The sequence below is a fragment of the Rickettsia monacensis genome (assembly GCF_000499665.2).
Lineage (GTDB): Bacteria > Pseudomonadota > Alphaproteobacteria > Rickettsiales > Rickettsiaceae > Rickettsia > Rickettsia tamurae.
Map to the genome: position 1 here is coordinate 155,529 of NZ_LN794217.1, position 14,884 is coordinate 170,412.

The following is a 14,884-nucleotide window of genomic DNA, read 5'->3' on the forward strand; positions in this document are numbered from 1 at the left end:
AATTTAAATTCAGGTTATTTGTGTTTAGTGATTTACGAAAATTTGACAAAGATATATATAATTATAATGCTCCTAATTTTATACCTATAGCATGTCATTATAATGAAAATACTTTACTTACCAAAGACGGTAAATTACTACAAATTATCAAAATACACGGCATTAACTCAGAGAAAATAAGCGATAACATACAAAATTTGCGTGAAATGGTTAGAGTTTCTATAAAAAAGAATATAACCGATTATGATTTTGCTTTTTGGCTACATACAATACGAGAAAAACAAAATTTAGACGATTCCACTCCTTACAAAAAATTATTACCGGCAAATATTCATGCACTATGGCAAAGAAAAAACCATTGGAATGATAAATTCGTTAATACTTTATATATATCTATAGTACATGATTCTGCTAAAGTTGACATCAAAAATTTTAACTCTTTAATAAATTCTTTATCTAATAAATTAATTACTGATTTTGAAAATAACTACTTAGATTCAGCTTTTCAAAAACTAGAAAATATCACTAATAATATTTTAAACGATTTAAACGAATTCGGTGCTGAAAAACTCAGTATAATATTTGAAAATGATAATGTTTTTTCTAATCCTTTATTTTTATATAATCGAATAGCTAATCTTAATAATAATGATTGTTTGGTACCTATAATAGATTTATCCGATGCACTAGGTAGAAGTATTTATACAATTAGCGGCGATAAAATGGTAGTTACGGATCATGAGAAAAATAATAAATTAGCTTCTTTACTATCTATAAAAGAATATCAAGAAACTCCTTCTAATACACTGGATAAATTTTTACAGTTACCGATTGAATTAATAATAACTGAAATATTTTACTTTGTTAGCAAAAAACAAGTAACATCCAAATTGCGTGGTCAAGATTATATTCTAAAAATTACTAACGACTCAACTTTACTTAATCACAAAGGGATTAATAAGCTTGATGCAGCTAATTTAGATTTTCAATTTTGTAATCAGCAAATTTCAATTGCCGTTATAGAAGAAGATGAAAATAAACTAGATGCAGCCGTAACTAAAGCATCAACCGAACTTTTTAAACTTGGTATTATTCATGTAAAAGAAGATCTTAATATTGAGCAAATATTCTGGTCGCAATTACCTGCTAACTTTGCCTTTATACGTAGAATGTCACCATTATCCGTAGAACATATTGCTTCTCTTACCGCTCTTCATAATACTACACTCGGTAATCAATATAATCCTTGGGGTAAGGCTATAACTTTACTACGAACCGAGAAAGGTACTCCATATTTCATGAATTTTCATGATAAAACGAATAAAGGTAATACTTGCATCTTTGGTACGGGGAAAACCGGCAAAACAGTATTATTGAACTTTTTAATATCAGAATCGACTAAATACGATCCAACAATAATTTATATCTCTAATAATAATGATTCTAAAATTTTTATCGAGGCAATAGAAGGCAAATGGTTAGAACCGGACAAACAAATTATCAATCCATTTTTAGTAGATGATACAGAAAAATCACAAGCCTTCATTTTAGAATTTTTAAAATTAATCAGTGGTCATTATATTTCACCTCTTAGTGAAATAGAGCTATCCTTTCTAGAGAAATTAAAAAATAAAATTTTATCAATTGAAAAAGAAAAACGTATTTTTTCCGATATTTTAAAATTAGAAGATTTTAAGGAGGAAGGAGGAATACAAATACTTGATAAACTTAAAGTTTTTACCGAAGAACAATTATATTATGGATTATTTGATGGACCGTCTCTTAACATTGAAGAAGGGAAAGTTATAGGGTTTAATTTATATAAACTTTCTGATGAGCCGTTTTCTAAACAATTTTACCCGACGGAGAGAAAATTTTTAGAACAATTTAATAATAATTTAAAGAAGCACCAAAGTATTAGTGCAGCAGTAATTTATGCTTTTACTTATCATTTAAGCCTAGTTGGCAGAAAACCTAAAATATTTGCTGCCGATAATTTTGATAAACTTTACAGACCTGAGGTTTATTATGATAATATAAATTTAATCTATAATAATTTATCTCAAAATAACGGTATTTTCGTCAGTAATTTCAATTTTATTTATCTTAAGTCATATCCAAAATATACTATAAAACCTTGGCTTGATTTAATTAATACTAAAATTATTTTACCGTCTGACGTTAAAATAGAAGATTTAGATAAAATTTTAGGTTTAAGCGAGCCGGAAACACGAAAATTATCACAGCTAATACTTTCTGCAAGAATGTTCTTAATTAGTAAGGATAATGAATCGATAGCTTCTGAATTAAGTATTGCCGCTTTAATAGGAATTGTCCGTATTTTATCAAGCAGACAAGAGGAAATGGATATTTATAAAAAAATACTTGAACAACACCAAGGTCCTCCGGATAATTGGGTTAATTACCTATATAATGAGTTAAATACGAACTAATATTTCACTCTGTCATCCCGTGATTTATTCACGGGATCCAAAAAAAACTAAAAAGGACTGGATCCCGCTACAAGCTCGCAGGATGACAATAATTTATTATGAACTATAAAAACAACGAGCATAAAGAATACTCAAAGTGTTAAAAAAATATTTACTATTTTTCTTATTTTCATTTTTCTCATTTAATGTATATGCATCTATTTGGGGTGATATAGTCGATTGTCTTAACGATCCATGTAATTGCGGTCAAAGTGAGAGAACGGAAATTTGGAATAAGGGCAGCAAAAATGAAGTAAAAAGAGGACCTTTTAAACCAGGCAGATTGTGTCCTCCTTGGAATAAAAGCGACGGTCGCGATAATGATACTTGTTTATTAAAATTTGATTACCCAGGTACATTTATCGGTTTTTTACTCAATAGATGTGCAGAAGAAGCCCCTGATAGTAGTTACTTTACTCCAAAAATTCGTATTAGAGTTCAAAGCTGTAATGCCGCAGCTTGTTGGCACCAAAACTCTACTTTAAATTGGGATGGAGAATGTGTATTATGGCCTACAGGTTACGGTCTACCTCTAACTAGAGTTTGTGCTAGAATTGCCGTACCGGATATGCCTCCGCCTCCCGGAATAAATACTACACCTTCCCCTGCAGATCCAGGTTATACCGATGGAGTACATCTCAATAAAGTCGGTTACACGCAAAGTGATAATAAGATAATCGGTGTAGACGGAAAAATAGTTACTTTAAAATCTCCTAAACTTTGTGCTTATAGCGATCCTGGACTTGTTAACCTTGTTTCAGATTCCGGTGTACATCTTGATCCGATGGACTGGAATCCTAATCGTCAACCTCTTCATCAAACTAATGAACTTAGCCCTATTGCAAAAGTATTAAAATTTTTAGTTGAAATGGTAAAAGGAGCAAGTTTACCAAGTTTATTAGGGCAGCTTCTTGGTATGATAGATCAAGATTCAGAATTTATAAAAGTACTTCAATCAATACTTAATGCAATAGGAAAGATTTTTAATTTTTTTCCTGATTTAATAATAAAAATTATTGAAGCACTTGGATCATTAAACGGTTCTGTAGATAGCTATTCTTTTGGTTGTGTACAATTACCTTTAGGACCTTTTCCACCGCCATATTGTCCAAATTTAGATTATATTAGCATTAATGCTAGTGCTAATAATGTATGTAGCATAAAAGATGCAAGCGGCAAGTTTGACCAATCTTCTACTAGTCCGGCTTGTGTAGTGCCGTCTAATATTAATGTTAAAAACAATATTGTTAATAATACCATACGTGTTAGCTTTAGCAATCTTGTTCCACTTTGCACGAGTTCTCCCTCTGACCTCAAAACTTGTGTAGAACCACGTAATATAGATTTTTCTTCAGCAAAAATTACTCATACTAATACGGCTTTTAAAGATTTAATCAAATCGTGTAAGAATACTTCAGGCGGCACTCCATGTATTAATACAGAAATTCCTACGCCATGTAGTGTTACGGCTAACGGTTGTAATGAGGGATTTAGAATAGTATATTCGCAGAAAATTGGAAATGTAGAAACACCTAGCGATTACTACATAAGCGATATACCGGACTGTCCAAGTTCTAATTCAACTACCTGCCAAAAAGTATGGGGAGTTAATATCGGCGAATTTAAGGATGTAAGCGTAAAATTTCCTGAGGTACAAAAACAAGATACAACTAGCTTAATGCCTATAAAGACAGATGTCACCTTAAAAGACAATAACGGTAAAGATAGAAAGCTTTATGTCTCTATTAGTAATACTGAAGACGATAAGCAAAATCCTAATAATATTTGCTTATTTGAGTCCGGTAATTTAATAGATTGCGTACCGAGAGCAAATCATTCTTACAGCTTAGCTGCTTATGAATGTGCAAAACAATATGCCGGAATTACCTGTGCTAATAATAGCAATCTCAACGATGCTTATTATAAACCGCAATTCATTGCTTCATTACAAGTAAGAGAAGGCAACAATATCATAGATGAAACAAGCACTCTTGTAACGCCGTTAGCATACGCCGGACCTCCACCTCCCAACCCCACTGACACAGAAAGCATAGTAATGCTTGCCGGTTATAAGTATAGTTCTTCCGTTGCGTTTATACCTAAAGATCCACCAAAAGATCCGAAGGAAGATAAATATATTGCTATGCCGTTTTCAGGAGAAAATGCTCTAAATCAGTTGACTATTCACGGTAAATATAAAGACGATAAAGAACCTTATGATAGTAATGGAAATCCTGACTCAAGTGCGGTATATTTAAAATATTTAGAATATATAAACGGTAAATATATCCAAGGTGGAACACATGCCTGCTTGATGCCGAAAAATTTCCAACATTGTAATCCTATTCCGCTTCCTACTTTACCTGATGGATCACCTATTCCCGGTTACAATAATGACTCGACAAATTGTGTACTTGCTAAACTAAACAACAACGATACTATAAATTGTAAGGATTTTAAAAATAAATATAGCGTTAAATATCCAAATCTTGGCTTATGTCAAAAAGATACAGATCTAACGAGCTGTACTCTAGAAGAAACAGTGTCAGGTCCAGGAAGAGGTATTACAATTTATACTTGCAATATAAATAAGATCCCGAGTAAATGCTATACCAATAACGATAAGGCTAATACTCCAATATGTGTTTTAAGTAGGGATTATACGGATAGAATTAAGCCGGAACCTAACATAGGACCAATATTAGTACCAGTAGATCCTTCAAAATATTATACAGTGACATATACAAAAGGAGATGAAAACACTCGTCCTGAGCCGACATATAAAGCTGAGACTGAGGATGTAAGAGATAAAACTTGGCAAGAGCTGAATCTTTGTGCTCCTATATTAGTACCTACTTGTGCTAAAATTCCTAGCACAGCGGAAGCTCCTTCCGGTAACAATCACGGTAATGCAGAATGGCCTGAAAGCGATATAGGAGAACTTGCAAAAGGAAAATGTCCAACGAATTGGATAGTTATTGATCCTAGTAAACCTTTAGAACGCCATTGTTTGTCATATTCTGATAGAAAGGTTGTCGAGTTTGAACCTTTAGGTCAAGATGTCGGCTGTAGAGAATCTACAGGATTACCTATAAAAGTTGGTTATAACGACTTTCCATCAAGCCAATTACCTGAGACCCCTTATAATCCGGTAACTAAAATAGGTGACTATATCTTAAACAAAAAACCGGTACCACAGGAGAGCATTATGGCATTTCCAAAGGATGGGGCATTTATAGATGCAACAAATGAACCGGGCAATACAATATTGCATACTGTAGAATTCAAAGTAACTTTAGATGCAATAATGGACGATATTGAGTATTTTGAAGTAAAAGATTTATGGTATGATGATTGCACATTAATATATGTCAACGGCACAAAGCTACTTAGCCTCCCTACTAACGTTGATTCTCTAGATGAGAAAAGGTACTGTAACAATGGAAATGACCAAGGTCAAGCATTACAAGCTAAGAATTTACCGATTGATATAAAGCGTTATTTAAAACAAGGAGAAAATACTATAAAATTCCAGCTAAGAGTTATGTTTGGCGGGGGGTTATATTTCCACATGCAATATAAAATGAAGAGATAAATAAATGAGTTGGATTATTTTTTATACGGTAATCGCTGCTTTACTGATTCTCGATTTGGGAATAATACACAAAAAAAATACCGTAATGAGCTTTAAAGAAAGTGTACTTTTTAGTCTTTTCTATTTTGTAATAGCTTGTTTATTCTGTATCTATGTTTACTATAATACGGGGGTAGATCATGCTCGTGAATATTATACTTGCTTTCTCATTGAGAAAGCTATGTCACTTGATAATATTTTTGTTATCTCTATTATTTTTCAATTTTTTAAAATTCCCGGGAAATATCAACATCGTGTTTTATTTTTCGGTATAATAGGCGTAATAATATTCAGAGCCATAATGATTTACGGCGGTATTATTCTTATAAATAAATTTGCCTGGTTATTATATATTTTTGCCGTAATACTTATTGCTACCGGTATAAAAACTTTTTATGTATCACATAAAACTTTTGATATACAGAATTCTTATATTTACAAGTCAATAGTAAAAAATCTAAATATTACTCCTAATCTTGAAGAGGATAAATTTGTTGTTAAACGTAATAACAAACTATATTTTACCCCCCTTTTTATATCTCTAGTACTGATAGAAGCAATAGATTTAGTCTTTGCTATAGATAGTATACCAGCAATATTCGCAATTACTAATGATGTTTATATAATTTATACTTCAAATATTTTTGCTATTTTAGGGCTTAGAGCGTTATTCTTTTGTTTAGCAGAAATTGTAGAACGTTTCAGTTATATAAAATATTCTTTGGCTTTAATTTTAATATTTATCGGCTTTAAAATATTTATTCATCATTATATAGCGATTCCGGCATATGTTTCGCTCACTGTAACTATTACTTTATTACTATTTAGTATAATTGCTTCCATAATTAGGAAAAATATGATTGACCATTAATAAAGGGGGTATATAATATTTTTTTATTTTTTAAGAAATTATAATGACTAAATTACTAAAATTATTCTTTATTACTATCATCATTTTTAATAACATTGCTTTTGCAAAAGAAACAGGGTTCTATATAGGAGCAGAAGGCGGAATAGTTGAACCGGTCGTTAGTAAATTCCGACATAAACACTCAAATACCGAAATAATTTTAAAAAAATCAAGTATGTATAGTGGGGAAATAGGCTATATAATATATCCACAGATAGCTATTGAATTCTCAGCAACTTATCAACCTAAATATCGTCTGCATTACGTATTACCTCAGCAAAATTTAAGTAATGGTCTCACTATTCCTAAAACCCCAGGTAATACTACCGTATTATCAAATATATATGCTAAATCTTATTTATGATTTAGAAAAAATAAAAACTTTCACACCTTTTGTAATACTTGGAGGTGGAATAGCACAAATAAAAGTTAAGCCTACCTCTTCTAGGTGGAGTGTTATAAATAGCGATTATTTTAAAGTAAGAAGAACCCATAAAAATTGTGTTGCTTGGCAAGCAGGTCTTGGGATTTCACAAGATGTAACTTCAAATTTAAGTATTGATGCAACTGCAAAATTACAAACGGCATATAAAGTAAGAATTAATTATGATACGCTTGATATGAAAACGGGGCAATTTGTGCCGGCAAATCCTATCAAAAAAAACTATAGCCATTGGAGAATTTGGCGTAGGATTTACTTATAGATTGCCATTTTAATAATTCTGTGAAATATTTATATGAAAGCTGCAATGTCATCCCGCGGTCAAGCCGCGGGATGACACGAATAATCCAACTATATAAGGAAAAAATATGTCCCCAAAAGCTACTAACTCTTCTTCTACCCCTAACGGTCATGATAAGACGGCAAAAAAATCACATTCCATACAATCAGTTCTTAACGGTGTGGTTTCAGATCATAACACTTATGATGAAGTACCATATGAGAGCTACCCGTATACCACTACCCACCCCTATCACTTAAGTACACTTGCAACTCTTTTCAATGTAAATGCTCCTGAAGTCGAGAATGCAAAAATATTAGAGCTTGGTTGTGCAGCAGGCGGTAATTTAATACCACACGCAGTTCTTTATCCAAAAGCTCATTTTGTTGGGGTTGATTTGTCTAAGGTACAAATTGACGAAGCAAATAAAAATGTCAAAGAACTTGGACTGAAAAATATAGAATTTCATCATTGTTCGATAACCGATATTGATGATTCTTTCGGTAAGTTTGATTATATAATTTGCCATGGCGTAATTTCTTGGGTGCCAAAAACCGTTAGAGATAAAATTTTTGAAGTTTGTAATAAAAATCTTAGCCCAAACGGAATAGCATATATTAGCTATAATACGCTACCGGGTTGGAATATGGTCCGTACTATTAGAGATATGATGATGTATCATTCTAGCTCATTTGCAAATGTACGGGATAGAATAGCTCAATCTAGATTGTTACTAGAATTTGTTAAGGATAGCTTAGAGAATTCTAAAACTCCTTATGCAGAAGTATTAAAAACCGAGGCAGAGCTGCTTGCTAAACAAACCGATCATTATTTACGTCATGATCATCTAGAAGAAGAAAATGCTCAATTCTACTTCCATGAATTTATGAATGAAGCAAGAAAGCACAATTTACAATATTTAGCCGATTGTAATCTTTCGACTATGTATCTTGGTAATATGCCACCAAAAGTAGTAGAGCAGTTAAAAGCGGTGAACGATATAGTTAGAACTGAACAATATATGGATTTCATTACGAATCGTCGTTTTAGAACCACTTTGTTATGTCATAGTGATGTGAAAATTAATAGAAATATTAACAATGATGATATAACGAAATTTAATATGATCTTTAATATAGCGCCTGAAAAACCACTCAAAGAAGTAGATCTTAATAATGCTTCAGAATCCTTAAAATTCTTCTTAAACGGTAATAAAGACTCTCACTTAACAACTAGTTCGCCTTATATGAAAGCTATTTTATACACTTTCAGCGAGAATCTAAATAATCCGTTAAGCTTTGAGAAAATAACCGCTAAAGCTAATAAAAAGCTACATAATACTAAATTAAACGAAATTAAAGCTGAGCTTTTAAATAATGCAATGAAGCTAGTATTACAAGGTTATATTAGTATTACAAATCAGAAACATCGAAATAAACCTGAGCTTGATAAGCCTAAAACAACAAAAATGGTAATACATCAAGCAACCCATACACCTTCTATGTGGGTTACAAATTTAAAACATGAACCGATCGGCGTTAATTTCTTTGAGAAGTTTGCACTTAGATATATGGACGGTAAACATGATAAAAAAGCAATCATTGAGGCTGTACTTGGTCATGTAGAAAAAGGCGAGCTAACTTTAAGTAAAGAAGGTCAAAAGGTAGAAAACAAAGAAGAAATACGCAAAGAACTAGAAAGCTTATTTACTCCGATGATCGAGAAATTTTCTTCTAATGCTTTGTTGGTTTGATGTTTGAATATAGGCATTTACTATGTCATTCCTGCGAAAGCAGGAATCCTGTAAAACCTATAAAAACAAGTTTTTATAGGTTTACTTTGTCAAATATGTATTTATATTAAGGTTATTTTTCTGGATTCCCGCTTTCGCGGGGATGATATCGAAATCATGCAAAAAACATGTCGGAAGAGGCAAAAATGAATAATAAAAATACTAATCAAACCGAAAAAAGTATATTAATTGGAATGCAAGAGGCTGTTTTATACGCTAAAGGAAAATTAAAAGCAAATAAACATGATATAAAATCATCTAATATAGACGTGCATGAAGCAAGAGATAAGTTAAAATTAACACAACAACAATTTGCTACAACATTTGGAGTTAGTGTTGCAACTTTAAGAAACTGGGAACAAGGCAGAAGATTACCTACCGGAGCTGCAAAATTACTTCTTAAGATTATTGAGAAAGAACCTAATGTTGTAAAACGAGTTTTACGAGGATAAAATAGAGATAAGACACAACCTATATAAAAACCATGCCTATATTTTTTTATTTATTTGCAACATTAATAACTATCAGTGGCTTATGCGTTGTCTTAAGCAAAAATTCCGTATATTCGGTATTATGGTTAATTTTTGCATTTATCAACGGTGCAGGGCTTATGATTTTGCTTGGAGCAGAATTTTTAGCTATGATGCTGATAGTGATTTATGTTGGAGCTGTAGCAGTATTATTCTTATTTGTGATAATGATGCTAGATATGCATTTTAATAAGACAATAACACAGTTAAAAGAAAATCTTGCTTTAAGTATTTTTATAGCTCTAATAATGTTTGCTGATTTAGTAACAATTATTTTACTTGGCACCAAAAATATTAATTTCAGCTCCGATATATCATTTGCCATAACAAATAATATCTCAAATACTAAAGCAATAGGAGGCGTACTCTACACAGACTTTATGCTACCGTTTCAAATGGCGGGCCTTATCTTATTTGTCGCTATGATTGCATGTATTACGTTAACGCTAAAGAAGCGTGAGGGAGTAAAACGTCAAGATATATCAAAACAACTACGTCACAATAAAGAAAATACCGTATTAATGACAAAGCCTATTCTAAATAAAGGTGTTGAGAATATTAAATATGAATGAATATATTTCACTTAATCATTATTTAATCTTAAGCAGCTTAGTTTTTACTATCGGAATGTTTGGATTATTTATGCATCGCAAAAATATTATCAATATATTAATGTCTATTGAGTTAATGCTGCTTGCAGTTAACATAAATTTTGTTGCATTTTCCGTATATATGCAAGAATTATCGGGACAAATTTTTAGTATTATAATCTTAACCGTAGCAGCTGCCGAAACCTCAATCGGGCTTGCAATATTACTAATATATTTCCGTAATAAAGGCTCAATTGAAATTACCGACATTAATCAGATGAGGGGATAATGATGTATCAAAATATTTCCATAATGATCATCATGTTACCGCTTGCCTCTGCAATAATAAACGAGTTATTCGTAAGGATAATAGACAAAAAATTAGCTCAAGTAATTGCAACCGGCTTTTTATCTTTATCTGCCTTATTCTCATTAATAATATTTTGTGATGCGGGCTTAGACGGAAATATAATCCATATTAAATTATTACCATGGATTGAGGTTGGAAATTTTAAAGTAAATTGGTCGATTTATATCGATCAGCTAACTAGCATAATGTTTATAGCCGTAACATGGGTATCTAGCGTCGTGCATATTTACTCGCTTGGCTATATGGCCGAAGATAAGGGGATTATACGCTTCTTGTCTTTTCTTTCTTTATTCACTTTTTTTATGTTAATGCTAGTATCTAGCGATAATTTCTTACAGTTATTTTTCGGTTGGGAGGGCGTCGGCGTTTGCTCATATTTACTAATTGGTTTTTGGTATTCAAAAGAATCCGCCAATAAAGCAGCGATTAAAGCTTTTATAACAAATAGAGCCAGCGATTTTGCTTTTATCTTAGGCGTAATAACGATTATTGTTTATTGTGATTCGGCAAATTACAAAGATGTATTTTCATCTGCAGAATTATTATCTAATACAAAAATATGGTTACAGTTTTCTATTCTAGATATTATTTGCTTCTTATTATTCATCGGCTGTATGGGTAAATCTGCACAGATTGGTTTACATGTATGGCTTCCTGATGCGATGGAAGGACCGACTCCGGTATCCGCACTTATTCACGCAGCAACCATGGTAACGGCAGGAGTATTCTTAGTAGCACGCTGCTCGTATTTGTTTGAATATAGCCCTTTAATTCTACAATTTATTACGATTATCGGCGGTGTTACTTGTCTTTTTGCTGCAAGCATTGCTATTATGCAAAGCGATATCAAGAAGATTATTGCTTACTCTACCTGTAGCCAGCTTGGTTATATGTTTATGGCTTGCGGGGTATCTGCCTATAATAGCGGGATATTTCACTTAGTAACTCATGCCTTTTTTAAAGCCTTATTATTCTTATCAGCCGGCAGCGTAATACATGCCGTTCACGAGCAGGATATTTTTAAAATGGGTGATTTAAGAAATAAAATGCCGGTAACTTACGGAAATTTCTTAATCGGCTCACTTGCACTAATAGGGATTTATCCTTTAGCAGGGTTTTACTCTAAAGACTCGATTTTAGAAGCGGCTTATAGTAGCGGCTCATTTATGTTCATTTTTGGGATAGTAGCAGCAATACTTACCGCTATTTATTCAATGAAGATTATTATGTTGGTATTTCATGGCAAAACTAAGTTAGAAAAAGATGTTTTTGAGCATGCTCACGAACCGGCTAAAGTAATGAATAATCCACTTATATTACTTGTCGCTGGGAGCTTTTTTAGCGGTATGATCGGCTATTATTTACTCTCTATGGACAAACCAAACGGTTATTTCCATGAAAGCCTATTTAATTTACATATTTATAAATTACTAATTAGCCACCCGCCTTTATATATAAAATTACTACCTATGGCAGTCGGTATAGTGGGAATTGTTATTGGGATTTACTTATATAAGTCAAGTACTGTCATTCCGTGGCTTGACCACGGAATCCAAAAAAAATGGATCCCGCAGTCAAGCTGCGGGATGACACCCCTTGGATTAATTTCCAACATTCTAAGAAATAAATATTACTTCGACGAGATATATAATTTCTTAATTGTGAAGCCTATTAACTGTTTAGCTTCTTTATTTTATCTTGGCGATCAGAAAATAATCGATCGTTTTGGACCGAACGGTTTTTCACGAGTCGTTAATTGCTTTAGCGTTCTTACCGGCAAAACACAAACAGGATATGTTTTTAATTATGCTTTGTATATAGTATCATTTATTGTTGTAACAATTAGTTATTTTGTTTGGAAAGGTTTTTAGTGTCATACCATGGCTTGACCACGGTATCCAGAAAAAAATTAAAAAAGGACTGGATCCCGCGATCAAGCCGCGGGATGACAGCGTTGGAATTGATCCACACAACAATACCTCGCGGGAATGACATATACTAATAAAAAAACTCATAAAATCTTAAAAGAATGTTAGAATTACCTATTATATCTATCAGTATTTTTCTGCCGCTAATAAGCGTGCTATATATTTTGCTGTTTATTAGTCAAAGTAAAAAGGCAGATAAACCGATATATGTAATGTATGTTGCAGTGCTTAGTTCTGTTTTAACATTCATCTCAACTATTTATATTTTAATAGAGTTTGACTCCTCAAACCCCGCTTATCAATTTGTTGAACGCTACGCTTGGCTTGATAAAATCGGGCTTGAATTTCATGTTGGCGTTGACGGTATATCAATATTTTTCGTGGCTCTAACTTCCTTTCTTACTCTTATTTGTATAATCGGAAGCTTATTTACCGTTAAAAAATATATTAAAGAATATTTAGTATGTTTTTTATTAATGGAATCTTTTTGTATAGGGGCATTTACCTCTGTAAATTTATTATTATTCTATCTCTTTTTTGAAGCAATATTAGTGCCGATGTATATCATTATAGGCGTCTGGGGTGGTGAGAATAGAATATATGCAGCTCTTAAATTCTTCTTATATACTTTCTTTGGTTCAGTATTTTTTCTACTTTCATTAATTTATATTTACAGCAAAATTCATAGTTTTGATTTAACCTATATTTCTGAACTTACCTATAACATCCCGTTATTTGCTCAGCAAATTTTATGGTGGGCTATCTTTATTGCTTTTGCCGTTAAAATTCCTATGATTCCGTTTCATACTTGGCTACCCGATGCACACGTACAAGCTCCAACTAGCGGCTCGGTTATTCTTGCCGGTATTTTGCTAAAACTCGGTGGTTACGGTTTTTTAAGAGTATTATTACCGCTATTTCCGAGTGTATCACAAGAATTTGCAATTTACGTAATTTACCTTAGCGTTATTGCTATAATATATGCGTCCCTTGTTGCTTTTGCTCAAAAAGATATGAAAAAGATGATAGCCTATTCATCAATTGCACATATGGGATATGTTACGATAGGTATTTTTAGCTTTACTGAAGCCGGAGTTAGCGGAGCAATATTTCAGATGCTTAGCCATGGCATGATTTCTTCATGCTTATTCTTAATAGTCGGTACTTTATATGAAAGATTGCATACTAAAGAAATAGCTAAATATGGTGGTGTAGCAAGTAAAATGCCTGTACTTGCCACATTTTTTATGATTGCTATGCTCGGCTCTGTCGGGCTACCCGGAACTAGCGGATTTATCGGTGAATTTTTAAGCCTACTTGGGATTTATAAGGTGAACGTAATAGCAACCTTTATAGCAGCTCTCGGCATAATCCTTGGGGCGGTTTATATGCTGAAATTATATAAAGAAGTAATGCTCGGTGAGATTATCAATAAAGAAATTATGCATTTCAGAGATTTATATAAATATGAAATAATCTCAATAACTCCTTTAATACTACTAATTATTTACTTTGGTCTAATGCCGAGTTCTATTTTAAACGTATTTCGTTTATCGGTGGAGAATTTGCTAGTAAAATTTTAATTGCTTATAAAAAATATAAATGCTACTCTAATTATAGAACTTAAAAGTGAGGTCTATATGAAAAAAAGAATAGATAAAGAAGCTAAAAAAGTAAATCATGACTTAGACAACGCAACTAAAAAACTAGGTCAAGAAGCTATAAGGTAACAGGCATAGATATAAGTCATGTGGTAAATCCTGATGCATCAGATCATAAAGAAGCTTTAAGAGGTGCTCGTGACACACTTGGAATTGGTCATAATAATCAACAAGATAATACAGAATTAACTGGGACCACACCAGAAGAGCATCATGAAAATTAAATTTATTGAAAAGCAACAGATATCATACCGT

9 protein-coding genes and 1 pseudogene are annotated in these 14,884 nt (G+C 32.4%); all 10 read left to right on the top strand.

What is annotated here, in order from left to right; translation table 11 throughout:
* Positions 1–20 precede the first annotated feature (20 nt).
* The 10 genes and pseudogenes from RMONA_RS00775 to RMONA_RS00820 all read left to right on the top strand — a co-directional run bounded on the left by RMONA_RS00775 (position 21) and on the right by RMONA_RS00820 (position 14,551).
* Complete coding sequence (locus RMONA_RS00775; RefSeq protein WP_023507198.1) at positions 21–2,453, top strand: VirB4 family type IV secretion/conjugal transfer ATPase; 2,433 nt, start codon at positions 21–23, stop codon at positions 2,451–2,453.
* Positions 2,454–2,589: 136 nt separating this feature from the next.
* Entirely contained in the window at positions 2,590–6,087 is a 3,498-nt protein-coding gene (locus tag RMONA_RS00780; protein WP_023507199.1) for a hypothetical protein, read from the top strand.
* 4 nt (positions 6,088–6,091) lie between these two features.
* Positions 6,092–6,997, top strand: coding sequence for a TerC/Alx family metal homeostasis membrane protein (locus tag RMONA_RS00785; RefSeq protein ID WP_023507200.1), 906 nt, complete (start codon positions 6,092–6,094; stop codon positions 6,995–6,997).
* A gap of 43 nt (positions 6,998–7,040) precedes the next feature.
* Positions 7,041–7,753 (top strand): annotated as a pseudogene (locus RMONA_RS00790) (outer membrane protein).
* Between the two features lie 93 nt (positions 7,754–7,846).
* Positions 7,847–9,511, top strand: a complete 1,665-nt coding sequence (locus RMONA_RS00795; RefSeq protein ID WP_023507203.1) for a methyltransferase regulatory domain-containing protein — start codon at positions 7,847–7,849, stop codon at positions 9,509–9,511.
* Positions 9,512–9,678: 167 nt separating this feature from the next.
* The gene (locus RMONA_RS00800; RefSeq protein WP_023507204.1) at positions 9,679–10,002 is read left to right on the top strand and encodes a helix-turn-helix domain-containing protein; all 324 of its coding nucleotides are present in this window, start codon (positions 9,679–9,681) and stop codon (positions 10,000–10,002) included.
* A 32-nt stretch (positions 10,003–10,034) separates the two neighbouring features.
* The gene (locus RMONA_RS00805) at positions 10,035–10,652 is read left to right on the top strand and encodes an NADH-quinone oxidoreductase subunit J (RefSeq protein WP_023507205.1); all 618 of its coding nucleotides are present in this window, start codon (positions 10,035–10,037) and stop codon (positions 10,650–10,652) included.
* A complete protein-coding gene (gene nuoK, locus RMONA_RS00810; RefSeq protein ID WP_010421133.1) occupies positions 10,645–10,959 on the top strand; it encodes an NADH-quinone oxidoreductase subunit NuoK in 315 nt (104 codons plus the stop codon). The genes RMONA_RS00805 and nuoK overlap by 8 nt, the downstream gene beginning before the upstream one ends.
* 32 nt (positions 10,960–10,991) lie before the next feature.
* Positions 10,992–12,911, top strand: coding sequence for an NADH-quinone oxidoreductase subunit L (gene nuoL, locus RMONA_RS00815; protein ID WP_242402823.1), 1,920 nt, complete (start codon positions 10,992–10,994; stop codon positions 12,909–12,911).
* Between the two features lie 158 nt (positions 12,912–13,069).
* Positions 13,070–14,551, top strand: a complete 1,482-nt coding sequence (locus RMONA_RS00820; protein ID WP_023507207.1) for an NADH-quinone oxidoreductase subunit M — start codon at positions 13,070–13,072, stop codon at positions 14,549–14,551.
* Positions 14,552–14,884 lie beyond the last annotated feature (333 nt).